Consider the following 24,434-nt stretch of genomic DNA (forward strand, 5'->3'; position numbering starts at 1 on the left):
TATGCGGGAATAGCTCAGTTGGTAGAGCATAACCTTGCCAAGGTTGGGGTCGCGAGTTCGAGTCTCGTTTCCCGCTCCAAATTTAAAAAGCCCTAGTCGAAAGATTGGGGCTTTTTTCTTATTGTTTAAATTGAATTCTCACTGAGTCTTCGTTCCATTTTAAAACCTATCAATTTTTCATGTTCATATGTTTCTTCCAATATCACAAACTCTTTGCTTTCATAAAATTTCCTAGCGGTGAGCGTTGATTCAAGCTTAATTTTATCAATCTGATAAGAACTAGAAAGAGAAATGATGAAATCAACCATTGCACTTCCTATACCATCGCCTTGATAATCAGGTAAAACATAATTTAGAAGGATGACTCCACCTTTAGACATCAAAATAAAACCTACAATCTTATTGTCCTTTTTGTACATATACGAATAAGAGTTGTTTATCCAATTAATTATATTTTCTTCAGTTTTATTCGATAACCATTCATCAATAACATTTTGATTATTATCATGATCTAAAGAGCAAGATTCTATACTTTGCTTGATAACATTTAAAATTGCTTTTGAATCTTGCTGTTGAGCAATCTCGATCATATTTGAAACTCAAACAATTCTTAGTACTAAAGTTTAATTGAATAAATCATACTTGTAATCATGAGTTCAAATTTAAAAGCCCTAGTCGAAAGATTAAGGCTTTTTTCTGTCTATACCTTCAGTAATTATGACTGTTCAGTGACCTTGGTTTTTAAATTCAAATCATCTGTTTGCAGATAAGCTTGGGCAACACGATCGCGTGGCATAAAGGTTGTTGCGATAATCGCGATCATTGCCATTGAGCCGATATAAATCATAATCAAATAAGGGCTTCCACCGCCGACACTCAATAACTTGGTTGCAATCAACGGTGCAATACCACCACCCAATACACCTGCCAACTGCACTGAAATAGAGATACCACTATAACGAATTTCAGCAGGGAACTGACGCGCAAATAATTGTGCTTGCGGCGCATACATAATCGGGAACACCACACCAATCGCCAATACAATCGCAGTCCACACCAGTACAGGATCTTTGGTATTGAGCATACTAAAGAATGGATAACTAAATACTGCCAGCACACATAAGCCAAACATAAACATATTGCGCTGACCGACCTTATCAGACAAATGTCCACATAAAGGTGTCATAAACAGAATCACGGCTGCACCACAAATGGTAGCAAACAAAATATCTTGTCGCGGAATACCCAATTGGGTCGTGGTATAAGCCAAGGTAAATGTTGATGCAATATAAAACCATGCGTTTTCAGCAGCACGCGCCACAATAATTGTAATCAACTGTTTTGGATGTTGTTTAAAGACTTTTAAAGCAGGAACTTTAATATTTTCAGCGAGTTGCTTAACCTTCTCAAAGTCAGGAGATTCAGGCACTTTGACACGGATATACCATCCTACAGCTAGTAATACGATACTTGCGAGGAAAGGGATGCGCCAACCCCAACTAAACAATGCTTGTTCGGGCAGTAAGGACACCAAACCAAGCGCAATTGAGGCCAACATCAAGCCGCCACCGGTACTGGCTTGAGGCAAACTGCCCCAAAACCCTTTTTTGCCGTCAGGTGCATGTTCAACCGCCATCAGCACTGCGCCGCCCCACTCTCCACCCATTGCCATACCTTGGATAAAACGCAAGATCACCAAGCAAATCGCAGCCCAATAGCCGATTGTTTCATAAGTGGGTAACAATCCAATCAATACAGTGGGAATACCCATCAACATTAGAGTCAGTAACAACATGGACTTACGCCCGATCTTGTCACCAAAGTGACCAAATACTAGACCACCTAAAGGTCGTCCGATGAAACCCACTGCATAGGTACCAAATGCTGCGAGTACACCTGTCAGTGGGTCAAGATTAGGAAAAAACAATTTGTTGAAAATCAGTGCCGCTGCCGCACCATAAATAAAAAAGTCATACCACTCGATGGTGGTACCAACCATGCTAGAAATCCCTGCCAATCGATGTGACGACTTTTTAGGGGACGAACCGTTTCCATCTGTTGCTTGCATCACAATTATCCTTATTTAGATCTTTTTGTTTTAACTTTGACGCTTATGGACAACCCTGACCATAAGCGTTTTAACGCTCTATATTTCAGTGAGCTTTTGTTATTTTTATCAGGTGAATTTAGCTCAGCTTTTCTAATATTTGCTCCAGTTCTGGATTGGCTTGTTTCCATTGTGGTTGTTTATCTTTATCGACAATCAGTGCACGTACGCCTTCAATAAAGTCTCCATGCTCAAACCAAATATCCTGTAGATCGCGCTCAAGTTGCATACATTGCTGCAAGGAAAGCCCACGTCCAAGATGTTGTAGTTTCAAGCTGGTTTGTTTTGCTACGAATGAGCGTTGTTGCAAAATGTTGAGCATCTTGTCCGCCCATGCTTTTAACTGCTCATCTTGTTCATTTTCAAGACTTTGCTCAATCTCATCCAAATGTTGAAAACCGAAATGTTTACGAATCGCTTCAGCATACTGTTTCAATTCACTTTCTGCTGGGCGGGTGATAAAGCAACTCACAATATGTTCAATGTTTTGTTGACTTAAATCGTTTTCTGCAACCAATGCATCTTGCAAAGTTTGTAATTTTTCGCTTGGAACATGGTAGTCAATCAAATCCAAATAAAGGGCATCACTGCTACTGATTTGCTCGCCTGTAATCGCCATATACACGCCTATGTCATCCAAACGCGATAGGAAATGGGTAGCACCGACATCTGGGAAAAAACCAATCGCTGTTTCAGGCATGGCAAAGCGTGATTTTTCACTACTCACAATGATGTGGCAGGCTTGCGCTAAGCCAAAACCACCACCAAGCACATAACCATCGAGCAGAACGATGACAGGTTTCTTGTACTCACGTATGGTGGTGAGCATCTTATATTCGGCACTAAAATAACCCTGATGATCTGTCGTGCCCAGTTTATAACTGTCATACAGATAGCGAATATCGCCTCCTGCACAAAAGGCTTTCGGGCTATTCGATTTGATTAAAATCGCTTGGATAGCGGCATCATCTCGCCAAAGCTCAAGTTGGGCTCGAATCCCCTCAATCATCTCTAGTGATAATGCATTCAGATGTGTTACTCGATCTAAGGTGATCATGCCTAGACCACCTTGTTGCTCAATCATTAAGTGATTTTCTTTGTTCATTTTATTGATCTCTTATTGATTTTTAAAATTTGCCTGCCGCTTTTCAACAAAAGCCTGCATGCCTTCTTTTTGGTCCGCAGTGGCAAAAATAGAATGGAACATGCGTCGTTCAAATCGTAATCCTTCGGTCAAATTGACTTCGAAAGCTCGATTAATGGTTTCTTTCAGCATCATGTTTGCAGTGAGTGAACGTGTCGCAATTTGTTCAGCGGCTTGTAGTGTTTGTTCGAGTAGGTCTTCTTTGTTGAATACACGTGCAACCAAACCACTTAACTCAGCTTCTACTGCACCCATTTGTCGTGCGGTGAGGCACATTTCCATGGCTTTGGCTTTACCAATGGCATGAGTTAAGCGTTGTGTTCCACCAATTCCCGGAATTACACCCAAAGTCACTTCAGGTAAGCCGAACTTGGCATTCTCAGCGCAGTAGATAAAGTCACACATCAGTGCCAACTCACAACCACCACCCAAAGCATAACCACTCACCGCTGCAATCAAAGGTTTACGGCGTTGGGCAATACGATCAGCAAGATGGAAAAAATCATCAAAATAAATATCAGGAAAATTCAGCTGTGCCATTTCCTTAATATCCGCGCCTGCGGCAAAAGCTTTTTCCGAACCTGCCAACACAATACAACCAATCTCACGATCCTTTTCCAGTTGGTCGAGGGCTTGATTCACTTCACTGATCAATTCACTGTTTAGCGCATTTAAAGCTTTAGGACGATTGAGGGTAATTAACCCAACACCATTACGCTTTTCTAATAAAATAGTTTGCCACTGCATCATTCAATCCTTGTTTGAGTTTTATAGACTACGTGCGATCACTAAACGTTGAATATCGCTAGTACCTTCATAAATCTGACAAATTCGTGCATCACGATAAATTCGCTCGATTGGAAAATCTTTCAGATAGCCATACCCCCCAAAGACCTGTAACGCGCTGGAACAGACACGCTCTGACATTTCAGAAGCAAATAATTTCGCCATCGATGCTTCATTCAAACAAGGCTGACCCGCTTCTTTGAGACGTGCCGCATAATGCACCAGTTGTCGTGCAGCTTCGATCTCTGTTGCCATACTGGCAAGACGGAAGGCAATCGCTTGATGCTCGAAAATTGGTTTACCAAATGTCAGACGTTCTTTGGCGTAGTGTGTTGCTTCTTCTAAAGCTGCACGCGCCAAACCCACTGCTTGTGCTGCAATCCCAATACGACCACCTTCTAAATTAGCAAGTGCAATTTTCAGACCCTCGCCTTCTTTACCCAGCATCAAACTTTTATGCACACGTACATCGGTCAAAGCAATCTGACAGGTATCCGAAGCATGTAAACCTAACTTTTCTTCGACACGAATGACCTCATACCCCGGTGTATCACGTGGCACGAGAAAGGCACTAATACCCTTTTTACCTGCGCTTGGGTCAGTCACGGCAAAGACGATAATCACCCCTGCATTATGACCAGAAGTAATAAACTGCTTTGCACCATTGAGAATATAATCGTCACCGTCTTTAACCGCACGGGTTTTGATGGCTGCTGCATCTGAACCGGTATGGGGTTCGGTTAAAGCAAATGCGCCGATCATTTCGCCTTGAGCTAGGGGCTTTAAAAAACGCTCCTTTTGCTCGTCATTGCCAAATTTTAAAATCGGTACACAACCTACCGAATTATGCACGCTCATAATGGTCGAGGTCGCACCATCTGCTGCTGCGACTTCTTCGAGTGCCAGCACATAAGCCAAATTGCCCGTATCTGACCCACCCCATTGCTCTGGGACTAGCATCCCCATAAAACCAAGCTGCCCCATCTGGGCTAACGCAGCTTTGGGAAAGGTACCATCCCGATCCCAATCACTGGCATTCGGTTTGATTTGTTCTTGGGCGAAACTTTTCGCCATATCACGAATTAACAATTGTTCTTCGGTAAATTGCATCGTTATTTCCCTTACCCTGCTTTTGCTTGTTGTTTCGCAATTTCCTGATTACGCAATAAAAAACGTTGGATTTTACCACTCGGCGTCTTCGGCAACTCGGTGACAAACTCCACTAGACGTGGATATGCATGCGCAGAAAGACGTTTTTTCACAAATTGGCTTAATTCTTCTGCCAAAGCAACCGTAGACTGTACGCCTGCCGCTAAAATAACAAAGGCTTTAACCAGTTCGGTACGATCTGGATCAGGCACACCAATCACTGCGGCTTCAATTACCGCATCATGTTCAAGCAAAGCACTTTCAACATCAAATGGACCGATGCGATAACCCGATGTGGTGATCACATCATCGCTACGTCCCACAAAACTCATACTGCCATCGCTGTGTAACTCAGCAGTGTCACCTGTTAAGTAATAATTGCCAACAAAAGGTGATTTACGGCTTTCTTTATAACCCCCAAACCACATCATTGGCGACTGGCTGATATCCACCGCTAAAATCCCAGCGGTGTCTGGCGGAAGCTCTTCGCCTTGCTCATTGACCACGGCAACCCGATAACCCGGACTTGGAAAACCTGCCGCGCCTGCACGTATTTCATGGCTTAAACCGTGATGGTTACACACCACCATACCCACTTCAGTTTGTCCGTAATGATCGTAAATTGGTGCGTCTAAAACTTGTTTAAACCAGCGAATCACTTCTGGATTCAGCGGCTCACCTGCACTACTGACCACACGGAATTGTCCTTTTAACGGCGCCATTTGTGCTGGATCAGCTGCCATCATCATACGATAGGCCGTTGGTGCACCTGCCAAGTTGGTGATTTGATAATCCTTGACGATTTGACACAAACTATCTGTACTGAATCCACCTTCATAGAACAATGTCGCATGTCCCAAGAATAACGGCCCAGTAATCGCATAGTACAAACCATAGGCCCAACCCGGATCAGCAATATTCCAAAAGGCATCATCTTCAGTTAAGCCAATCGCATCTTGCATATAGCGACCAAATGCAATTAAGGCTTTTAGTGGAACTTCGAGCGGTTTTGCAGGTCCAGTAGTACCTGAGGTAAACATCAATAAGAATGGATCATGCAAATTACGCATGACTAATTCACATTGATCAGACTGCTGATTCAGCTCCTGCCAAAAATTAAAATCGCTGGCTTTGAGCACTGAACCTTCTGTATCAGCAACGGTCACGATAGCTGGACATTGTTCAACCTCATCGAGCTTGCTGCGATTGCCTACATCCGTCACCACTAACTTGCTTTGTGCAAGTTGAATACGATGCTCAATCGCTTTCGGCCCAAAGGCCGTAAACAGCGGTTGATATACCGCGCCAATTCGCCAAGCAGCAAAGATCGTCACGATCAGTTCAGGCGTTCGTGGTAATAAACCCGAAATACGATCACCTGCCTGTACACCTTGTGATTTTAGAAAATTAGCAAATTGACTGGACCACTGTTTGAATTGCGCAAAGGTATATTGTTCCTTGCGTCCATCTTTGCCTTGCCAGTACAAAGCAACTTTTTCACCGTCTACATGTCGGTCACAACACTCAAAGCATGCATTGAGTGCATCCAACGAACCTGACAACATGTGTTGAGCCGTATTTTCAAAATTAAATGTCTGTGCCACATCGTTATAATTCAACATTTCTATTCCCTCAGTCTGGATTTGTAGTTATTCACGACAGAGTTGCATTTATGGGTTTACAAGCCATCCAATGGCTTGATGTTTAAACTTATTCTGGAAGATATTGCTGGATAATGCTGGAGAAATCCAAATGCGCATTTCCACGCATGCACATCTGCTGATATAGCTGCTGCACCATACCACCTAACAAAATAGGCTGTTTGACCTGACCCGCTGCTTCGACTGCGAGACCTAAATCTTTCAGCATTAGTTGTGTCGCAAACCCATCTTGATAGCCACGTGAAGCAGGTGCATTTTCATTGATGTGCGGCCAAGGGTTACAGATCTCTGAACTCCAGCAGCGACCACTTGAAGTATTCACCACACCTGCCAATGCTTGCGGATCAATCCCCAGTTTCGCACCCAATGCCATACCCTCTGCCACAGCAGCCATCGAGATCCCGAGAATTAAGTTATTGCAAATCTTGGCAATTTGCCCTGCACCGACCTCGCCACAATGAATGACATTTTTACCCATGTAACTGAGTACAGGTTTGACTTCCTCAAAGGTCTGATCATTGGCACCCACCATAAAAGTGAGAGTACCTGCTTGCGCGCCAATGGTGCCACCCGACACAGGCGCATCACAGATGTGAATATTTTTAGTTTGCGCAAGCGCAGCGATATCTTTGATGGTCTGCGGGTCAATGGTACTGCTATCAATACACAATGCCCCTGCCTTCAAGACTTCCAGCACGCCCTCTTCGCCCAAGTAAACCTCTTTGACATGTTTGGCTGCTGGTAACATGGTGATCACCACATCTGCTTGTTGAGCAGCTGCTTGTGGACTGTCACAGACCACACCACCTGCTTCAGCAAAGTGCTGATTGGCTACCTCACTAAGGTCATAACCATAGACTGTAAGACCTGCTTTGAGCAGGTTATGGGCCATTCTGCCGCCCATATTTCCGAGACCGATAAAGGCGATATTCATCCCTGATTCCCCCTTAACGTAAACTAATGGTGGTATTTACACCGCCAACTTCATGGCTATCTTCAAACCAACGACTGGTAATGGTTTTGGTCTGCGTATAGAACTGTACTGCTTGCTTACCATAAGGGCCTAAATCACCCAGTTTTGAACCACGCGAACCTGTAAAGCTAAAGAATGGCACAGGCACAGGAATTGGAATATTGATCCCCACTTGACCAATATCAATCAGGTTCTGGAAGTTACGTGCTGTCGCACCACTTTGAGTGAATAGCCCAACACCATTACCAAATGGATTGGCATTGATCAGTTCAATCGCTTCTTCTAAAGTATCGACAGAAATAATTGCCAATACAGGGCCAAAGATTTCTTCTTTGTAGATGCGCATGTCCGTGGTCACGCCATTAAAAATAGTCGCGCCTACAAAGTTACCCGACTCATAGCCTTTAACTTGCACATCACGACCATCGAGTAGTAGCTCTGCACCTTGCTCGACACCGCTATTAATCAAATCAATCACACGTGCTTTGGCACGTTGAGAAATGACAGGTCCGATATCTGTATTCGGCTCATGTCCTGCATTAACTTTCAAGGTTTTGGCTTTTTCAACAAGCTCTTGAACCCATTGTTTGCTTTCACCCACCATCACAGCAACTGAAAGCGCCATACAACGTTGTCCTGCTGCACCAAAAGCCGCACCGACCAAAGCATTGAGGGTTTGTTCTTTGTTGGCATCTGGCATCACCACCACATGGTTTTTCGCACCCATCATCGACTGCACACGTTTGCCATGTTGCCCTGCGAGGTTATACACATGGGTACCCACCGCAGTTGAACCGACAAAGGAAATCGCTTTGATGTGGTGATGTGTACACAGACGATCCACCACTTCTTTCCCACCATGAACCACGTTCAGCACGCCAGCAGGTACACCTGCTTGAATCGCAAGTTCCACCAACATCATCGTGGTCAAAGGATCTTGTTCAGAGGGTTTGAGTACGAAGGTATTGCCACAGACAATCGCCATTGGGAACATCCACAATGGAATCATGGCTGGGAAATTAAATGGAGTGATGCCCGCACAAACACCCAATGGTTGTTGCAAAGTATAGGTATCCACACCACGTGCCACGCCTTCGATGTACTCACCCATTTGTAAAGTACCGACAGAGCAGGCATGTTCGACCACTTCTAAGCCACGTTGGATATCGCCTTCTGCATCGGCTAAGGTTTTGCCTTGCTCAGCGGTCAGTACTTTCGCGATCTCTTTCATGTTGGCACGAATCAAATCTTGCAACTTCAGCATGATGCGCATACGTGCTTGAATCGGCGTTAGACGCCAAGTGGCAAAAGCATCTTGTGCAGCTTGAATCGCAGCATCAACCTCTTGAACCGTTGCAAAAGGCACACGACCAATCACTTCCTGCGTCGCAGGATTGACAATATCTTGCCATTGCTCAGTTTCAGACTCGACAAACTGTCCATTGATCAACAACTTGGCTGTTTCCAGCTCGATTTTTTGGATTGTATTCATAACCTCTCCATAGGCCCTATTTTTATTGTGTTCAGATGTTTGAAAATAGCGATTCGTCGTATTTTCTTTTTTTAACCTTTGGTTGAGACTAGCAAACAAATCTTTGACCACCAACGCAAATTAATGCACGATTGGTGTGCAAATATGCACAAGGGACACAATAACAATGAAAGTGGATTGGGATCATCTACAATTCTTTCTAGTTCTGGCGCGAACCAAAACCTTAACCAGTGCGGCACGCATCATTGGCGTCGAGCACAGTACGGTTGCTCGACGAATTCAGGCATTGGAGCTGGCTTTAGGGACGACTTTATTCAAACGAGAAGCTTCTGGTTATGAACTGACGTTTGAAGGTTTAGCACTCGTTCCTCAGGTAGAGCAAATGGAACAAGCCTTTCTTCAGATTGAAAAACCACATCAACCCTTGCAAGGTCGTGTGCGAATTGGCACACCTGAAGGCTTTGGTACGGCATTTCTTGCACGACTGCTGGCGGAGTTTTCGATTCGATATCCTCTGCTCACCATTGACCTAATTCCGGTGCCGAAAATGATTAAGCTTTCGCATCGTGAAGCCGATATTGTGGTCTCGATTGAACGTCCCACATCTGGTCCTTATATCATCACGCGCTTGTCAGATTATTGTTTAAAAATTTACGGCAGTAAAAATTATCTAGCCAACACTCCCCCCATTCGTCGTTTAGAAGATTTAACCCAACATCGTTTTGTCAATTATATTGATGATTTGGTCTATAGCCCTGAGCTGTATTGTCTAGAACGCTTACCCTTAAAACTCACTGCAAATTTTCGCAGTAGTAGCATTTTGGCACAGCAGATTGCGGTCAGTGCTGGCGCAGGGTTAGCCATATTACCCAAGTTTCTAGCAGATGATAAACCTGAGCTTGAAACCGTTTTAGCTGAACAAGTTCGTTTCAACCATACCTTTTGGATGCTGACATTCGTTGATTTACAACATGAGCCACGAATTAAACTGGTTTGGGATTACTTACGCAAACAAGCTGATCAATACCAACATTTACTCATTGATTAACGATTCAAATGACAGATATAAAAAGAGCCAGTCTTGTAGGCTAGCTCTTAACATCTAGGATTTGAAACTGTTTTATACCAGTTCTCGTTGAAGTTTCCGTAATCGTGGTTTGTACACCAACTGATATGTTGCAGCCAGAATCAACAACCAAAATGGACTAACATACAATGCTTTCAAGGTGTCAGGTTCAAGTGCCAAAATCACTAAGGCAAATAGCAAGAAGAGAATCACCAGATAGGACATCCAAACGCCACCCGGCATTTTAAAATTCGACTGCACATGTAATTCAGGACGCAATTTACGATAGCGGATATAGCACACCATAATCAGACTCCATACACTGATGAATAAAATCACGCACAGAGCACTCGCCAAGGTAAATGCTTCCAGTGTATTCGGTACGAAATACTGGAGTACTGCACCCCCCATAATAAAAACGCAGGAAAAAAACAGTCCATTGGCAGGTACCGCTTTCTTCGATAAACGTCCCAATGCCGCAGGTGCTTGACCATCTTTAGATAAACCAAACAACATTCGGCTGGTCGAAAACACGCCACTGTTCATGGATGACATCACCGACGATAACACCACCAAATTCATAATAATTGCAGAAGTGACAATTCCTGCATTCAAGAATAATTCCACGAATGGGCTTTTATCAGCACGGATACTATCCCACGGCGTAACAGCCATCACCACCAATAAGGCCAAAACATAGAACAAAATGATTCGAATCGGAATCGCATTAATGGCTTTTGGAAGATTTTTATGCGGATCTTTGGTTTCAGCTGCTGTGGTTCCCACTAACTCTACTCCGACAAAGGCAAAAACCGCAATTTGGAAACCGGCCAAGAAGCCATCCAAGCCTTTAGGAAACATGCCGCCATGCGACCAAACATTACTTAATGATGCTACCGCACCTTCAGGCGCTTGGAAGTGACTAAAAATCATATAGCCACCGACGCCGATCAAGGCAATGATCGCTAAAATTTTAATCAAGGCAAACCAAAACTCAATCTCACCAAATAAACGTACCGTCAACAAATTAAGTCCCAGCACAAACAGCACACAACCCGCACTAATCAATGCTTGTCCCATCGGCGTAAATGACACACCTTCAGGTAACCAGAAACCAAGATAATTAATGACTGCGGCCAAATCCGCAATTCCGACCAGTACCCAGCCCAGCCAATAGGTCCAGCCAATATAGTAGCCTGCCCATGGCCCGATCAAATCATGTGCCATATCCACAAAAGATTTATACTGTAAATTGGCAAGCAACAACTCACCCAGTGCCCGCATCAAAAAGAAAAACATGGTCCCGATGATCATGTAAATAAACAGAATCGAAGGGCCTGCCAAGGAAATGGTTTTTCCTGAACCCATAAACAAGCCTGTTCCAATCGCACCACCAATGGCGATCAGTTGTAAATGGCGATTGGAAAGTTTGCGTTGTAAATCATTTGGCGCGTGTTGATCATTTGGATGCTGTTGCATAACCGTCATAAAAAAGTTCCCTTTTTCTTATTCGTATATGCGCCAGCCTTTTTATTTTGTTGCGAAAATTCGCTCTCTTTTAAAATGGCGGACGCATATTGATTGCAAGAAAATACGCATCTACTGCTGTTTTATCTACAATAAATACGTTACTTTTCATCTTTTTTTATATTATTTAAGCAAAACGATCTCTGTTTGCTTTATTTTTGTGCTGCAATCACTGCAATCTCAATCAGCCAATTTGGATTGACCAAATCCGCTTGAATCGTGGCACGCGACGGTGCAACACAGCCTTTTAACCAATCGACATAGATCGCATTGACCGTTGGAAAATCTGAGAGATCTTTTAGAAACAGTTGAACAGACAATAGACGTGATTTATCGGTATTTGCCGAATCGAGAAGCTGCTCAATCGTTGCTAATACATCACGCGTTTGTCCTTCGATGTCTAAGTCTGGATTTTTAGGAACTTGTCCTGATAAATACACCACTTTGTTAAAAACAGTGACTGCACTCATCACTTCGGTCGAGTTGATTTTCTGAATATCAGAATGTGACATGATGATTTCCTTCGTCTTGATTGATAAATTTGACACGTGCGGTCACCCCACACATCAGTTCATAACCGACGGTGCCTGAGGCTGCTGCAACATCATCAATAGGTAAAATACTTCCTGTTTTTGAGGTCCCCCAAAGCACAACTTCACTACCAATTTCAGCATTCGGTACAGGTGTTAAATCCACTGCCAACATATCCATACTGACTCGTCCAATGGTTCGGGTACGAATTCCATTGACCAGTATCGGGGTCCCTGTAGGAGAGATGCGTTGATAACCATCGGCATAACCACAAGCGACGATGCCGACGCTCATGGCATGTTCAGCGACAAAACTTGAGCCATACCCCACACTTTCATTGGTTTTTAGCTGCTGGATTGCGATCAGTTCACTACGCAAACTCATGGTTGGCGCAAGTCCCCAATCTTGGATACTGTGCTGAGGATAATCAGGTGAGCTGCCATACAGCATGATGCCGCCACGGACATAATCGGAATGCAGTTGTGTTGGATATCTGAGGATGGCGGCGCTATTACTGACCGATCTTTCACCGGGTAAATCTTGAATATGCGTCTCAAATTCTGCCAGTTGATAGTCCACGCCCGCTTGACCAAAGCGCTGCCCATCCGCATCGGAGAAATGCATCATATGGGTGATTTTCGCGACATTGTTAAGACGCTGAAGATGTCGCCACACTTGGCGATATTGTTGTGGCTTGAACCCTAAACGATTCATACCACTGTTCATTTTAAGAAAAATATCAAACTGGGCAGGATAGATATGTTGTTGTAACCACTCCAGCTGATGCTCACTATGCACCGTGAAACTGAGTTGGTATTGAGCACAATCAAATAAATCTTGGGGTGAAAAAATCCCTTCTAGTAACAGGATTGGACCTGTCCAGCCTAATGCACGCAGACGTTTGGCTTCCTCAATATCGAGTAAGGCGAAGCCATCCGCTGTTTTAAAGGCATCATAGACGCGTTCGATCCCATGTCCATAGGCATTGGCTTTGACCACCGCAAACACCTTGCTATTTGGGACAGTCGTTCTCAATAGTTCAAGATTTTGGCGTAAAGCCTGAGTATGAATAACCGCAGTAATTGGACGAGGCATAATCAACTTCCTTGTAGCTTAAAATTATGCCGCGTGTGAATAACGCTGGATCGATAAACCGTCGGTACTAATCTCGGTACGATGATTCATCACTAGATCGCTGATCAATTTTCCTGAACCACATGCCATGGTCCAACCTAAAGTGCCATGACCCGTATTTAAGAATAGGTTCTTATATTTGGTTGCACCAATAATCGGTGTGCTGTCTGGTGTCATTGGACGTAGACCTGTCCAGAATGATGCTTGTTGTAAGTCACCACCTGGGAATAAATCTTGGGTGACCATTTCCAAAGTTGCACGGCGATCATCATTTAAGCCCAAATTAAAGCCGCTTAATTCCGCCATCCCTCCAACACGGATACGTTGGTCAAAACGCGTAATCGCAACTTTATACGTTTCATCCAAAACCGTTGATTGCGGTGCAAATTTTGGCTCAACAATTGGAATCGTCAATGAATAACCTTTGACAGGATAAACAGGAAGATTCAACTGCAATGGCTTTAAGAAATCACGTGAATAACTACCAAAGGCAAGCACGAAACGATCAGCTGTTAAAACCACACCATTGACCAGCACACCTTTGATTTCATCACCTTCAACAATCAATTGCTCAACATTTTGATCGAATTTAAATTCGACACCTAAATCTTGCGCCACTTTTGCCAAAGCATTGGTAAATAAATAACAGTCGCCTGTTTCATCATTTGGCAAATGCAATCCACCCACCAATTTATCAGTGTGTGCCAGTGCAGGTTCAACGCTGCCGAGTTCTTCTGCATTCAATAAATTAAAATCGACACCACATTCTTTCAGGACTTGGATATCACGCTGCACCGCTTCAAGTTGTGCATCATTACGAAACACCTGCAAAGTGCCTTTAGAACGATTCTCGTAGTTGATACCCGTTTCAGTTCTCAGTTGGCGTAAACAATCGCGGCTATATTCAGCCACACGCATCATGCGTTCTTTGTTGACTGCATAACTTTGTGGATTACAGTTTTTCAGCATTTGTGCCATCCACTGTAACTGCCACATACTGCCATCGATATTAATGGCAAGCGGTGCATGATGTTGAAACATCCATTTCACGGCTTTAAATGGAATACCGGGTGCTGCCCATGGGGTTGAATATCCTGGCGAGATTTGTCCTGCATTACCAAAGCTGGTTTCTTTTGCTGGACCAGACTGACGATCAAGCACAGTCACTTGGGCACCTTGTTGCGCAAGATAGTAAGCACTTGCTACACCAATCACACCACTTCCTAAAACGATAACGCGCATAATAGGTCCCTCTCGCCCACTAGTTTATTTAACTAGTATATTTTTGCTCCAATAGTTTTTTTGACTGTTTTTATAGGTATAATCTAGGTAATTTAATCAATTTGTCGCGAAAAAATTAAAATAAAAGGAAATAATCTATGCGTAAATTAGACCGTATTGATCGCTTGATTTTAGATATATTGCAACGCGAAGGACGGATTGCAATTAGTGAGTTAGCTTCGCGTGTCAATCTGTCTACCACGCCCTGTTCTGAGCGTGTAAAGCGATTAGAACGTGAAGGCATCATCATGGGCTATTATGCTCGACTCAATCCCGCTCATGTCGAGCGTAGCTTATTGGTATTTTTAGAAATTAAACTCTCAGCCAAGTCTGGTGATGTGTTTGATCAAGTCGCACGCGATTTAGTTGATATTCCAGAAGTGCTTGAGTGCCATCTCATCTCTGGTGAATTTGACTATCTAGTGAAAGCACGACTCAAAGAAATGAGTGCCTATCGCCGACTATTAGGTGATTTATTAAAAAAACTGCCTGCTTCCGCATCCTCACATAGCTATGTGGTCATGGAAGAGGTCAAGGAAAGTTTCTATTTAGATGTAAGCAAGTAAAGCCCACGCATCCAACCCATAAAGTATGTACGGCGTTCATGAACTGTAACCGCTGTCGCGTTTTTTCTGAGGGCAGCATAAAAAAAGATTTAAAAATTAATGTAATGTTATACTATTACAAAATCATTTTTTTGTCTTTCTTTGGTTGATGATTTATGCAACGTACACTTGGATTTTGGTCTTGCTTGGGGTTTAGTTTTTTCTCAACAATCACATGGGCAGAAGATCGTACCGCAGTCCTTGAAACCATTCGTATTCAAGCAGATACAACCCAACAGGATCTGCAGCAAAATAGCAGCGGAACCAAATTCTCCCACGATGTCCTCGACATCCCCTTTAACCGTTCATTTCTTTCTCAACAAGTGCTCGAACAACAAGATGTGCAACGCATAGACGATGCCTTGACCTTGGTCAGCGGTGTATTTCATCAAAATAATTACGGTGGCGGATTTTGGGATAATTACTCCTTTCGTGGTTTTAGTAGCGACCCCAATCTCGGCGCTGTAACCATTCGCAATGGTTTAAGCATGAATCGAGGCATCAGCGCACCGAAAGATATGGTCAATATCGAATCATTGGATTTCCTCAAAGGACCGATGGCAGCACTCTACGGTCGTGGAGAAACAGGTGGATTACTCAATATCAACAGTAAAAAGCCTGAATGGGAAAGCCAAAGCCAGATCAACCTTCGTGCCAATAGCCAAGAACAATATCGCATTAGCCTTGAACATACGGCACCAATCAATGATGTGCTTGCTTATCGTTTTGCCGTCGCCCATGAAGACAATCAAAGTTTTCGTGATCATGTTAGTAGTGAACGTTGGTTCTTTTCACCCCAACTCACCTGGAAAATCTCAGACCAGACCCAACTCGATTTTGACAGCGAATTTACCCAACATTTAGGTACATTTGATCGCGGAGTAAGTACTGTTCAGAAACAGTTTGTGATGAATCCTAAAACCTTCACAGGTGAGCCACGGGATGGTGACATGCGGGTAAAAGACCATTTTTATCAATTGCGTTTAAGCCATGAATTAAATGATGCTTGGAAGCTGAACAGTGCGCTCAGTTATAAAGATGCGCAAATGGTTGGATTCTCCACCGAACCGCGACGTGTACAAGCCGATGGACGTACTTTGGAGCGCCAACGTCGCTATCGTGATTATCAAAGCGAAGATGTGCTGGCACAAACCGAATTACTTGGAAAATTAGACACGCCATGGGCACGTCATGAAGTCGTGGTTTCTACAGAATTAGGACAATTGGATTATCGCCAATATCAATTACGTCGTAACCATAGTGCGGATCATCCAAATACCATTGATATTTATCAGCCTCATTATGGGCAATCTCTACCGAGTCTCGCGAGCTTTACCAATACCGATGAGCGACAACGCTATTTCGCCATTAATCTACAAGATCAGATGTTCTTTGATGATCAATGGAGCATCTTGGTCGGTACTCGCTTTGATCGAGTCGAACAAAACTTTGAAAATCACCTGAAACAAACTCAGCACAAGCAAAACCTTAACCAAGCCAGCCCACGCCTTGGTGTCAATTTCAAAGCATCAGACCACTGGTCATTCTATAGTAACTATGGTCGTTCATTTGCGATGAACAGTGGTATGGATCGCAATGGCGAGAACTTTGCCCCAGAAAAAGGTCAAAGCTATGAAATTGGAAGTAAATATCGAATCAATGACCACAGCCTGCTGAGTGTTGCCTTATTTAAAATGCAAAAGCAGAACGTGCTGACCACAGATCCAATCGACAATGGTTTTCAAACGGCTGCAGGTGAAGTCAGCAGCCAAGGTGTTGAACTGGACTTCAACAGCCAATTCACAGACCGCTGGTCACTCAATGCCAATTATAGCTATACCGATGCCAAGATCGAGAAAGACCAAGATTTGGTCAAAGGCGCACGCTTGAGCAATATTCCTAAACACCAAGGCTCAATCAGTACCAACTATGAGTTTTTACAACAAGGTGCAGTGAAAGCAGGTGTCGGTGCCAACCTGAGCTATGTCGGTGAGCGTAGTGGTCATAATCTGGATAATGGATTTAATTTACCGAGTTATACCTTGGTAAATTTAAATGCCTATTACGCCCCATCAGATCGTCAGCGTTATCAGTTCAACCTGAACAATCTGTTTGATAAGACCTATTATGTTTCGAGTTATAGTGATGTATGGGTTCAACCAGGTGAACCTTTGAATGCCTCAGTATCGGCACAATTCAAGTTTTAATCGATATGGCTCAGCCCACTGAGGGCTGAGTCACATTTTATCCATGTTTATTCATCTTCATCATAGATATAGCTCATACAACCCCACCCATCGTACTCACCTGAAAATTCTTGTGCGATACGCACCATCCACTCTTCTAGATCAGCAATATCTTCATATTCCAGCATCATATTGACGTGTACATTTAACACCCACATATCGGAACCATCTGAATGTAGCTCTTCTTGATAGAGGGAGATTTTTTGTTCTTGGTGTAAAAGATGCAGGGCACATTTTTCAACCTGTTCTTGTTTTTCAAACACGATTGAAAATTCAACCTCATGCGGCTCACTTAGGTCATTCCCATCTTCAACCATTTGCCACAGTACATTGCCATTATCATCATCTGGAAATTGGTCATAATCGCGTGTCATAAGAATATCCTTTGTTATGTTGTCTAGTTAATATTTGGTTTAATATTTGGCTATAGATTAACCTATTTTTATGTCAGTTTTTAGACGCATCAATATAATAATTGTAGCGAACGCCCCCGCCAAATGATCCCCATAAATTAGTTTGTCTGAAGATCATATTCGATTGACAGCACCACTTGATCCAAGCATCGAATACCGTTTTCAAAAATAGGTTCGGGATAGTTTTGAAAGACATTGCGTTCGATATGGGACATACGAAAACCACATTTTTGATACAGCGCCAATTGATCAAGGCTAGAGTTGCCCGTTTTTATCCATAAAGTGTGAATGCTAGACTGCTGAAAAGCGCCAACCACATACAAAATCAAGGTCTTGGCTAAACCTTGTCCCTGCTGACTTGGATCAACCGCAAGATTTTTTATTTCGGCTTGATCTGCATTTTGAATCAAACAAAGCTGAGCAATAATTTGATCTTGCTCATTTATCACCACAAAAATATCTGCCTGCAACAGATAAGTCGAGATCACAGCCCAATCAGGATCTGCTGCAAACAAAAGCGACTTAAGCTGTGCTTGTTGCAGCTCTGACAACTCAAGCCATGTAAGACGTTGGACTGGATACATAATTGCTCCTTTCTGCGGAAGCTTAAAACCTTACCTCAGCATGAATTTCTATGTTTTGCTGATGAAAAGGATGTTGAAAAGCCAGATACGCCGCATGGAGGGCCATTCGCTTCAAATGAAATTTGGCAGGTTCGGGATGATACAATTTATCCCCCATAATCGGGTGTCCAATATGCATCATATGAACGCGTAGCTGATGTGAGCGTCCTGTCACTGGCTCTAAACGAACGCGGCTCTGATCCGTTTCTGCATCGTAATGCAACGATTGGTATAGGGTCTTCGCTGGTTTGCCCAATTCAAAATGAACCATCTGACGTGGGCGATTCTCCCAATCGGTAATCAGTGGCACCTCGACACTGCCCTCAGCTTGAATCTTTCCCTGTACCAATGCCTCATAATATTTTTTGACTGTCCGTGCCTGAAACATTTTGCTGACTGCCACTTCTGCATCACGATGTTTGGCAAACATCAATAAACCTGATGTTGCCATATCCAAACGATGCGTCACTTTGGCAGATGGATATTTTTCTAACACACGTAAATAAGCACTATCTTGATGCTCTGGTAAGCGTCCCATAACCGACAACAAACCCGCTGGTTTATTCACCACAACCAAATCATCATCTTCATAGAGGATTTCTAATGGTTGCTGCGGTGGTGTGTAAATAAAATTGTCGTTTAGCGCCATGTAGATCAAAATAGTCAAAGAGAAAATCAGCGCAAATCATAAAGAAATTTAGGCAATACAGCAAAAGCATTTCTTCTACCAAATAAACAAAGATCTGGTTGAGGTTTCACGTGAAACCACAGCTTATTCAACTGAATTTAAATTGATTTAATTAGGTCAAAACCTGTAGTTCAGGCTGATCATCCAATTTGAAAAAAGGCAATAATAATGCCTCCATATTATAAAACCCTTTCGGTTTATCTTTTAGATTTTCGATGGCAAATAAAATACCGTTGCCAAAAGCTTCACGGGTGATGGATTCGTGTTTGAGTCGCACCGTTTGGAATGGAAAACCAAATAAAATTTCATGCACTCCCACAATCCCACCTGCACGTACTGATTTAATGCTGTCTTCAGGCAGATCAAGTTCTCTTGTGATGACTTTGGCTGTACCTGAAACCTCAGGTTTTGCCTTAAAATGCTCTTCAATCACATCAATATCGGTCTCTGGTGCAATATTTTTCAAAATCTTTGCTGCAAGAATGACAAAATTGATCCCAAGAGTAATATTAGGTGAATGTAAGACACAAGTTTGAGTTGCAAGCTGTTTGAGTTGTTGAATTCGCTGTTCAGGATATTGAGATACCGCACTAATAATCGTGATACCGCGTTTCGCCGCTTCCTCTGCATAGTAATCCAAGCCATTTTCTGAGGAAAAATCAACAATAATATCAACCGGATAACGATCTAAAAGTGCAGCTATAGAATATTCATCTTTTGAAAAAATATGGCTAGGTTCATCGGATTCTATTCCCAAAAAATCAGCAACCGACTGTTGTTCCAACTGTTTTGATTGACGGATAACCCATTGTAAATTGGTCTTTTTCGACTCTAATAATACTGATGCAACTGCACGGCCTGTTTTACCAAAGCCAATAATACCCACTTTCATTTGAATTGTCCTTTCATGCATTTGAGGGCTTCCCAACATCCCCCAATCGAGATTTATCAGATACCAAGATTCATCTCATAAATTGTGTAAATACCCTCCAAAACACCAAAGTCAGGCTCAAACTAGCAACTCAGTTTGACACTGTCAATCAAGTAAAGCATGTTAAAAATGAATCTATATAATATAACTATTTGAAAATAATAAACTTATTAAAGTGTCACATTATATGTAGCCAATAGAAGTTTTGTATAATCAATGATTTATATTGAACAAAGATGAAGAAATTAGAATGAAGGGAGGCTCAGTTTTTAGTTTTTAGTTTTTAGTTTTTAGTTTTTAGTTTCAGAATTTTGAGGGTATAAGGGAAAACATGTTGTTTACTTCAACACCTATGACTTTGTAAGCCATAACCTTTGCCTATAAACTTTTGATCTATAGCGTCCTAAGCCGAATCGAGACCTTTTGGGTTCGTACACACTTGCTTTGTAAGCATCGGTGCATGCTACTCTTTTCGATCCCTTTCACACCCTTGAGACATAGTTTAGGCAGATCGATGTGGGATTGTTTTGCTAAAAACCAAAAGATTTTTTATGTTTTTAGAAACAATTTCTGATCAATGCTTAAATATTGGAAATATTTCCCACAGCCAATAAAAATATGAGATTTATATTCCGATATATTCAAATTTACATGTGTATTTTTTCATTTAGGCATGAAAATTATGCCCAAATCACCATAATTGCGGCTACGATCACCAGCCATAAGCCCAAATGATCTGTTCTAGCTAATTTTTCTTTAAAGAAAAATGCTGAGATCAGTAAGCTAAATAAAATCTCAATCTGACCAAGCGTTTTCACAATCGCAACGCTTTGCATACTCATTGCACTGAACCAACCCAATGAAGCAAGGAAACTGCAAACACTGACCTTAAAGGTGAGCCCCAATCGTTGCCACATTTTATATAAGGTCTGACGGCTAAAAATCCCGAGATATATCAACATAATGATGCATTGGAAGCTGATCAAGCTACACAGCACCCATGCTGCTCGATGGAGAAATGGCAACATACCGAGTTCTAAACTGGCTTCACGGACTAACAATGAAGTAATCGCAAAACATAAACCACTGCCTAAGCCAATTATGAGTGTTTTGATTGAAAGTTCGGTGTGTTGCCGTCCTTTACTCAGTAAAAATACTGCCACTGCACCAATCGAAACGCCTACCCATCCCCATGCAGTTAAATGCTCTTGTAAGAACAACACACCAACCAATGCCGCTAAGATTGCTTCACTTTTGGCAAGTCCGACCCCAATGGCATAGTTCTTTTGTTGAAATAATTTGACCATTAAAGCGGTTGCATAGATTTGGCTCACCCCAGCAATCACCACATAGAACCAAAATTTATGGGTGAAGCTGACTTCGCTCGTCACAGGTTGTTGGTTATAGAGAAAAGCCAAATAACTAAAGGCAAAAATCGGTGCAAATAGAAATCTTGCCAGTGTCGTGCCATAGACATCGACTGTGGTACTGAGTTGTTTTTGAAATGCATTGCGCCATGCCTGCATAAATGCAGCCATGATCGTAAATAGTATCCAAGTAAAAGTCATAACGGCGAATGCACAGTCAAAATATGCATGTAATTTACTCGTTTCATTGTAATTTTTCGAGCTTTGCGTTGAATAAATTGTTTGCTGATATAGCTCGCTATCTTATTTTCACTCACAAAAAAGCCCTATCGAGTGATAGGGCTTTCTTCAAAACAGTGGGTAACTGTTTGGTGTTTGCGGCTTAGGCATTCTTACTGTTGAATTGATTGCCAAGGCATTTGGTACACGGAGGTAAACGATCAGTACCAATTTCTAAATAGGTGCGATGTCCGCATTGGACACAAAAATAGAAGCCAGTTCCAGGTTTTTCGCCAGCAGTAACCATCTTTGTTCTCCATAGATTTTAGAAATGGTATATATACTATAGCGTGATAGTTTTGATTATTTATTGACCTTTCTGACAAGTGGTGATGGCGGAAAGGTGAACAGTTCTATTTCAAAACTAAAATAAGCATATTTAAAATTTTTTCACTTTTTTCCATGACTTTTTAAAAGCTAATCGCTCTGGGCTCAGCTCTAGAAAAGTTATTTGCTTCACTAATTCAATAATTTCATCACTATATTTTTTCAACTCATCAATAGCAATGAATGTTTGTTTATCAAAATTCATATAAGTTTTTAGAATTTTTTCAAAAGCATGAACTTCAATATTCTTAAATAGGATTAAATCATGAACTAATGCTGGTAATAAAGTATGCTCAAACACGCTAAAATCTAAAGCAATCATATTGGCATGTGACTTTCCTGTCCCAGTATCTTCATTATGATTAAACTCATAATTAGTTTCTGATAGCTTTATTGTAGGATGTGCTGGATGATCTTCATAGAATACATCAATATATTTAGCCATTGATTCATTTAATATCTGCTGAATTCCATCTAAACAATCAATGATTTTTTGCTCAATCTCATCTTTTAAATTAATAACTTGTGAATCAACAGCACCTTTCAAATCTGCATATGAAACAATATCACTAAGCTTTTTTTCTTTGATAGATAATTCTAGCAGCTTATCAACTAAGGCAACGGGACGATCGGATGAATTTAGGAGACGCTTTAAATCATCATTTATTTTTTGTATATGTTCTTCAAATAAATGTATTTTTTCTTCTAACACCTTCTTTTCCTGTAATAGTTCAGCTTTTAATATTTTAGAAATTCCTATATGAAAGCTTTCAATTTCTAAAAGTCTTTCTTGATTTACGTGTGGGAAAAACAAAGCTAACTTCTCAAAAGTTTTTGCATTAGCATAGCTTCCAAATTTTAAATTTTTTTCTATTCTAAGAAGCTGAGATTTAGTATTGATAACTTTATTTTCTAATTCATTTTTTTCTATTTTTAGTTTAATATTCTCATTACTAACAATTTCATTTACACTTAAAGCGTATATTTCGATTTCATCTTTAATTTTATTCAGGCTATTTTTGACTGATATCAATTCATCCCTTTTTACAGCCAAGTCTCTTTTACCTACTTTTTGAACAAAACCTTCATTAAACATCCCTTGAATTGTTTTCTTTTTATCTTCAATTTTGGATTTATTTTTCTCAAGTATGTCTACTAAGCTATAAAATCCAAAAAGCTTAAGTAAATTTGTTCTTATTTTTAAATATGGTTCATTTGGAAATGAGTTCAAAGGCCTATTGGGATTATAGTTATCCTTCCCCCAAATCCTAAAATAGGGATTAACGGTACTTCTAAAACTAGGATAATATTCAGGAAAATTATAACTTTTCGCTAAAAATCTTCTAAAATCTTCCACTTTTTTATATGATTTATCTTCATCTAAAAAGCAAAATTTTACTACACTAGGATCAGAAGTATTTCTAATAAAGTTAAAGCTTATTTCATCAAATATAAACTCAGCCTTTATTTCAATTTCACCTACATTTTCAATAACATCTGAGCAAATCTTTAAGAAATCATCACCACCAAACGCAAAATCAATCAACATTAGGACAGATGACTTACCTATAGAGTTAGTCCCATCATCAGGTCCTAATAAGATATTTAATCTAGAGTTAAATATTATTTTCTTTTCTATAAGCTGATCACATTCTAAAGAGCTTAACATTTTGAAACTATTCCCAATTCAAAATCGAAATTTATTAAATCAAGTAAATATAAAGTATCTATGGAATACATAAACTCATCTACACCGTCAAACTTACTCATTACAGAATTATAGAGTACGCTTATATGAATATCTTCGAATTTCTCTTCCATTATATATATAGACTTATAAATAATGGAATCTTTTAAAGAAATTGTTTTATTTGGTGTAATCATGAGTAAACTTCACAATTCTGAATAAAAAAGGAAACAAATATTTCAGCGACTTCATTATTCTTAACATTTGCCACTGAATAAATCCAATCAGATAATGCAGTAAAAATTTGATTCTGATCAGCACCATTGCTTTTTAGTTGCAAATAATATGTCTTAACTTGACTAAAAATTGTATCAGAAGTATAGGGCTTAACTTTATCAAGCTCTGCAAATCTATTTT

24 protein-coding genes and 1 tRNA gene are annotated in these 24,434 nt (G+C 41.3%); 4 read left to right on the top strand and 21 right to left on the bottom strand.

Translation table 11 applies throughout. From position 1 onward, the window contains the following. Positions 1–3 precede the first annotated feature (3 nt). Positions 4–79 (top strand) — tRNA-Gly (locus tag HMPREF0023_RS14555). Between the two features lie 46 nt (positions 80–125). Here HMPREF0023_RS14555 and HMPREF0023_RS14560 read toward each other — a convergent pair. The 8 genes from HMPREF0023_RS14560 to HMPREF0023_RS14595 all read right to left on the bottom strand — a co-directional run bounded on the left by HMPREF0023_RS14560 (position 126) and on the right by HMPREF0023_RS14595 (position 9,312). Further along, positions 126–590 carry a GNAT family N-acetyltransferase gene (locus HMPREF0023_RS14560; protein ID WP_008942447.1) on the bottom strand — a complete coding sequence of 155 codons (465 nt, stop codon included), beginning with the start codon at positions 588–590 and terminating at the stop codon, positions 126–128. 125 nt (positions 591–715) lie between these two features. After that, positions 716–2,068, bottom strand: a complete 1,353-nt coding sequence (locus HMPREF0023_RS14565; RefSeq protein WP_005092610.1) for an MFS transporter — start codon at positions 2,066–2,068, stop codon at positions 716–718. Positions 2,069–2,186: 118 nt separating this feature from the next. Next, complete coding sequence (locus tag HMPREF0023_RS14570; protein ID WP_005092612.1) at positions 2,187–3,212, bottom strand: enoyl-CoA hydratase/isomerase family protein; 1,026 nt, start codon at positions 3,210–3,212, stop codon at positions 2,187–2,189. Positions 3,213–3,224: 12 nt separating this feature from the next. Beyond that, positions 3,225–3,998 carry an enoyl-CoA hydratase gene (locus HMPREF0023_RS14575; RefSeq protein WP_004956737.1) on the bottom strand — a complete coding sequence of 258 codons (774 nt, stop codon included), beginning with the start codon at positions 3,996–3,998 and terminating at the stop codon, positions 3,225–3,227. A 21-nt stretch (positions 3,999–4,019) separates the two neighbouring features. Next, a complete protein-coding gene (locus tag HMPREF0023_RS14580) occupies positions 4,020–5,147 on the bottom strand; it encodes an acyl-CoA dehydrogenase family protein (RefSeq protein WP_004956740.1) in 1,128 nt (375 codons plus the stop codon). A gap of 11 nt (positions 5,148–5,158) precedes the next feature. Beyond that, a complete protein-coding gene (locus tag HMPREF0023_RS14585) occupies positions 5,159–6,808 on the bottom strand; it encodes an AMP-binding protein (protein WP_005092614.1) in 1,650 nt (549 codons plus the stop codon). Positions 6,809–6,896: 88 nt separating this feature from the next. After that, positions 6,897–7,781, bottom strand: a complete 885-nt coding sequence (gene mmsB / locus HMPREF0023_RS14590; protein WP_005092616.1) for a 3-hydroxyisobutyrate dehydrogenase — start codon at positions 7,779–7,781, stop codon at positions 6,897–6,899. 13 nt (positions 7,782–7,794) lie between these two features. Beyond that, positions 7,795–9,312: a CoA-acylating methylmalonate-semialdehyde dehydrogenase gene (locus HMPREF0023_RS14595; RefSeq protein WP_005085784.1), complete on the bottom strand. Its 1,518-nt coding sequence runs from the start codon at positions 9,310–9,312 to the stop codon at positions 7,795–7,797. Positions 9,313–9,478: 166 nt separating this feature from the next. On the opposite strand from HMPREF0023_RS14595, the gene HMPREF0023_RS14600 reads away from it, so the two are divergent. Next, positions 9,479–10,360, top strand: a complete 882-nt coding sequence (locus HMPREF0023_RS14600; protein WP_004637436.1) for a LysR family transcriptional regulator — start codon at positions 9,479–9,481, stop codon at positions 10,358–10,360. A gap of 72 nt (positions 10,361–10,432) precedes the next feature. Here the strand turns inward: HMPREF0023_RS14600 and HMPREF0023_RS14605 are convergent, their stop codons facing one another. From HMPREF0023_RS14605 to HMPREF0023_RS14620, 4 genes are all read right to left on the bottom strand, one after another. Further along, on the bottom strand, positions 10,433–11,857 hold the full coding sequence (locus HMPREF0023_RS14605; protein WP_171057913.1) for an amino acid permease: 1,425 nt from the start codon (positions 11,855–11,857) through the stop codon (positions 10,433–10,435). Between the two features lie 200 nt (positions 11,858–12,057). Further along, positions 12,058–12,417 carry a RidA family protein gene (locus tag HMPREF0023_RS14610; protein WP_005092619.1) on the bottom strand — a complete coding sequence of 120 codons (360 nt, stop codon included), beginning with the start codon at positions 12,415–12,417 and terminating at the stop codon, positions 12,058–12,060. Continuing rightward, positions 12,404–13,531, bottom strand: coding sequence for an alanine racemase (gene alr, locus HMPREF0023_RS14615; RefSeq protein WP_005092620.1), 1,128 nt, complete (start codon positions 13,529–13,531; stop codon positions 12,404–12,406). The genes HMPREF0023_RS14610 and alr overlap by 14 nt, the downstream gene beginning before the upstream one ends. A gap of 24 nt (positions 13,532–13,555) precedes the next feature. Beyond that, complete coding sequence (locus tag HMPREF0023_RS14620) at positions 13,556–14,812, bottom strand: D-amino acid dehydrogenase (RefSeq protein WP_005085790.1); 1,257 nt, start codon at positions 14,810–14,812, stop codon at positions 13,556–13,558. 137 nt (positions 14,813–14,949) lie between these two features. Here HMPREF0023_RS14620 and HMPREF0023_RS14625 point away from each other — a divergent pair, with 137 nt between their 5' ends. Together HMPREF0023_RS14625 and HMPREF0023_RS14630 are read left to right on the top strand one after the other, a co-directional pair. Beyond that, positions 14,950–15,417 carry an Lrp/AsnC ligand binding domain-containing protein gene (locus HMPREF0023_RS14625; protein WP_004637431.1) on the top strand — a complete coding sequence of 156 codons (468 nt, stop codon included), beginning with the start codon at positions 14,950–14,952 and terminating at the stop codon, positions 15,415–15,417. Between the two features lie 155 nt (positions 15,418–15,572). Continuing rightward, positions 15,573–17,663 (top strand): TonB-dependent siderophore receptor, encoded by a 2,091-nt coding sequence (locus HMPREF0023_RS14630; protein WP_005092623.1) that lies wholly within the window; start codon positions 15,573–15,575, stop codon positions 17,661–17,663. A gap of 47 nt (positions 17,664–17,710) precedes the next feature. Here the strand turns inward: HMPREF0023_RS14630 and HMPREF0023_RS14635 are convergent, their stop codons facing one another. The 9 genes from HMPREF0023_RS14635 to HMPREF0023_RS16965 all read right to left on the bottom strand — a co-directional run. After that, the gene (locus HMPREF0023_RS14635) at positions 17,711–18,076 is read right to left on the bottom strand and encodes a ribonuclease E inhibitor RraB (protein ID WP_004637429.1); all 366 of its coding nucleotides are present in this window, start codon (positions 18,074–18,076) and stop codon (positions 17,711–17,713) included. Positions 18,077–18,213: 137 nt separating this feature from the next. Then, positions 18,214–18,699 (bottom strand): GNAT family N-acetyltransferase, encoded by a 486-nt coding sequence (locus HMPREF0023_RS14640; RefSeq protein WP_004637428.1) that lies wholly within the window; start codon positions 18,697–18,699, stop codon positions 18,214–18,216. A gap of 22 nt (positions 18,700–18,721) precedes the next feature. Further along, entirely contained in the window at positions 18,722–19,387 is a 666-nt protein-coding gene (locus tag HMPREF0023_RS14645; RefSeq protein WP_004637427.1) for an RluA family pseudouridine synthase, read from the bottom strand. Between the two features lie 151 nt (positions 19,388–19,538). After that, positions 19,539–20,318 carry a 4-hydroxy-tetrahydrodipicolinate reductase gene (locus HMPREF0023_RS14650; RefSeq protein ID WP_017396657.1) on the bottom strand — a complete coding sequence of 260 codons (780 nt, stop codon included), beginning with the start codon at positions 20,316–20,318 and terminating at the stop codon, positions 19,539–19,541. Positions 20,319–21,037: 719 nt separating this feature from the next. Further along, positions 21,038–21,925, bottom strand: a complete 888-nt coding sequence (locus HMPREF0023_RS14655; protein ID WP_008942451.1) for a DMT family transporter — start codon at positions 21,923–21,925, stop codon at positions 21,038–21,040. 181 nt (positions 21,926–22,106) lie between these two features. Further along, positions 22,107–22,250 carry a zinc ribbon-containing protein gene (locus HMPREF0023_RS16380; RefSeq protein ID WP_004637424.1) on the bottom strand — a complete coding sequence of 48 codons (144 nt, stop codon included), beginning with the start codon at positions 22,248–22,250 and terminating at the stop codon, positions 22,107–22,109. Between the two features lie 132 nt (positions 22,251–22,382). After that, the gene (locus tag HMPREF0023_RS14660; RefSeq protein ID WP_005092636.1) at positions 22,383–23,999 is read right to left on the bottom strand and encodes a DUF2326 domain-containing protein; all 1,617 of its coding nucleotides are present in this window, start codon (positions 23,997–23,999) and stop codon (positions 22,383–22,385) included. Further along, on the bottom strand, positions 23,993–24,214 hold the full coding sequence (locus HMPREF0023_RS17080) for an ABC-three component system middle component 7 (RefSeq protein ID WP_005092637.1): 222 nt from the start codon (positions 24,212–24,214) through the stop codon (positions 23,993–23,995). The genes HMPREF0023_RS14660 and HMPREF0023_RS17080 overlap by 7 nt, the downstream gene beginning before the upstream one ends. Beyond that, positions 24,211–24,434 (bottom strand): ABC-three component system protein (locus tag HMPREF0023_RS16965; RefSeq protein WP_008942453.1); only part of this gene is annotated, 224 nt, incomplete at its 5' end. The genes HMPREF0023_RS17080 and HMPREF0023_RS16965, both read right to left, overlap by 4 nt.

This window comes from Acinetobacter sp. ATCC 27244 (genome assembly GCF_000156555.1).
GTDB lineage: Bacteria > Pseudomonadota > Gammaproteobacteria > Pseudomonadales > Moraxellaceae > Acinetobacter > Acinetobacter haemolyticus.

Excerpts from the sequence above, each read along its gene's own strand:
- HMPREF0023_RS14560 (WP_008942447.1), bottom strand. The coding sequence starts at position 590 with ATGATCGAGATTGCTCAACAGCAAGATTCAAAAGCAATTTTAAATGTT.
- HMPREF0023_RS14565 (WP_005092610.1), bottom strand. The coding sequence starts at position 2,068 with ATGCAAGCAACAGATGGAAACGGTTCGTCCCCTAAAAAGTCGTCACAT.
- HMPREF0023_RS14570 (WP_005092612.1), bottom strand. The coding sequence starts at position 3,212 with ATGAACAAAGAAAATCACTTAATGATTGAGCAACAAGGTGGTCTAGGC.
- HMPREF0023_RS14575 (WP_004956737.1), bottom strand. The coding sequence starts at position 3,998 with ATGCAGTGGCAAACTATTTTATTAGAAAAGCGTAATGGTGTTGGGTTA.
- HMPREF0023_RS14580 (WP_004956740.1), bottom strand. The coding sequence starts at position 5,147 with ATGCAATTTACCGAAGAACAATTGTTAATTCGTGATATGGCGAAAAGT.
- HMPREF0023_RS14585 (WP_005092614.1), bottom strand. The coding sequence starts at position 6,808 with ATGTTGAATTATAACGATGTGGCACAGACATTTAATTTTGAAAATACG.
- mmsB (WP_005092616.1), bottom strand. The coding sequence starts at position 7,781 with ATGAATATCGCCTTTATCGGTCTCGGAAATATGGGCGGCAGAATGGCC.
- HMPREF0023_RS14595 (WP_005085784.1), bottom strand. The coding sequence starts at position 9,312 with ATGAATACAATCCAAAAAATCGAGCTGGAAACAGCCAAGTTGTTGATC.
- HMPREF0023_RS14600 (WP_004637436.1), top strand. The coding sequence starts at position 9,479 with ATGAAAGTGGATTGGGATCATCTACAATTCTTTCTAGTTCTGGCGCGA.
- HMPREF0023_RS14605 (WP_171057913.1), bottom strand. The coding sequence starts at position 11,857 with ATGCAACAGCATCCAAATGATCAACACGCGCCAAATGATTTACAACGC.
- HMPREF0023_RS14610 (WP_005092619.1), bottom strand. The coding sequence starts at position 12,417 with ATGTCACATTCTGATATTCAGAAAATCAACTCGACCGAAGTGATGAGT.
- alr (WP_005092620.1), bottom strand. The coding sequence starts at position 13,531 with ATGCCTCGTCCAATTACTGCGGTTATTCATACTCAGGCTTTACGCCAA.
- HMPREF0023_RS14620 (WP_005085790.1), bottom strand. The coding sequence starts at position 14,812 with ATGCGCGTTATCGTTTTAGGAAGTGGTGTGATTGGTGTAGCAAGTGCT.
- HMPREF0023_RS14625 (WP_004637431.1), top strand. The coding sequence starts at position 14,950 with ATGCGTAAATTAGACCGTATTGATCGCTTGATTTTAGATATATTGCAA.
- HMPREF0023_RS14630 (WP_005092623.1), top strand. The coding sequence starts at position 15,573 with ATGCAACGTACACTTGGATTTTGGTCTTGCTTGGGGTTTAGTTTTTTC.
- HMPREF0023_RS14635 (WP_004637429.1), bottom strand. The coding sequence starts at position 18,076 with ATGACACGCGATTATGACCAATTTCCAGATGATGATAATGGCAATGTA.
- HMPREF0023_RS14640 (WP_004637428.1), bottom strand. The coding sequence starts at position 18,699 with ATGTATCCAGTCCAACGTCTTACATGGCTTGAGTTGTCAGAGCTGCAA.
- HMPREF0023_RS14645 (WP_004637427.1), bottom strand. The coding sequence starts at position 19,387 with ATGGCGCTAAACGACAATTTTATTTACACACCACCGCAGCAACCATTA.
- HMPREF0023_RS14650 (WP_017396657.1), bottom strand. The coding sequence starts at position 20,318 with ATGAAAGTGGGTATTATTGGCTTTGGTAAAACAGGCCGTGCAGTTGCA.
- HMPREF0023_RS14655 (WP_008942451.1), bottom strand. The coding sequence starts at position 21,925 with ATGACTTTTACTTGGATACTATTTACGATCATGGCTGCATTTATGCAG.
- HMPREF0023_RS16380 (WP_004637424.1), bottom strand. The coding sequence starts at position 22,250 with ATGGTTACTGCTGGCGAAAAACCTGGAACTGGCTTCTATTTTTGTGTC.
- HMPREF0023_RS14660 (WP_005092636.1), bottom strand. The coding sequence starts at position 23,999 with ATGTTAAGCTCTTTAGAATGTGATCAGCTTATAGAAAAGAAAATAATA.
- HMPREF0023_RS17080 (WP_005092637.1), bottom strand. The coding sequence starts at position 24,214 with ATGATTACACCAAATAAAACAATTTCTTTAAAAGATTCCATTATTTAT.